Origin of the sequence: Clostridium sp. BL-8 (assembly GCF_002006495.1) — a bacterium.
In the GTDB taxonomy this organism is placed as follows: Bacteria; Bacillota; Clostridia; order Clostridiales; family Clostridiaceae; genus Clostridium.
In genome coordinates, this window is sequence record NZ_LZZL01000223.1 from 1 (window position 1) to 609 (window position 609).

The 609-nt window shown below is 30.0% G+C and carries 2 pseudogenes; both read left to right on the plus strand.

Annotation, left to right across the window (positions count from 1 at the left end):
• Window positions 1-418, plus strand: a pseudogene (locus CLOBL_RS27345) (hypothetical protein); the annotation flags it as partial.
• Window positions 418-609, plus strand: a pseudogene (locus tag CLOBL_RS27350) (hypothetical protein); the annotation flags it as partial. The pseudogenes CLOBL_RS27345 and CLOBL_RS27350, both read left to right, overlap by 1 nt.

Below are 609 nucleotides of genomic sequence, written 5' to 3' on the forward strand. Positions count from 1 at the left end.
CGGAGATTATACTTTGAGCGATGATATAACTAAGTATAAATATCTATTAATATCATGGCAAACAGGCAATAGTGCATCTGGAACTACAGCCATAACTCAAACTAAAACAGATATGATTCCTGTTGATACAATAGCAATAGGTGACACTAATAATAAAAGATTATGGTTTGATATGCTTAACGATACAACATTAAAATCAGTTTTGTTATTGTTCTTTAAAAGTTCAAAAATAATGACATATGGTTTTGGGACAGCATCAAGTCCTTGGACAAATCCTGTTGTAACTAGAATAGAAGGTATAGGTTATACTTATGAAAATCCTTACCAAGATGTTATTACAACGGTTGATGAATTTGTACTTACAGATTCAGCTGTAGACACAGACATAAATTCATTATGGAGTGAGGTGGGAATCTAATGGCAAAAATTAATTTTGAAGATGCTGTTACTAAAATAATAAAAAGATATCTAGTCAGTTTTGGTAAATCATTAGCTTCTAAATTTTACACAAAAAAGCAAGTAGATACTATGATATTACCTATCCCAGCAATTCAAACAGATATAGATAATTTAAAGACAAGAAGTGTTATAGGAAGTAAATTGAAAACG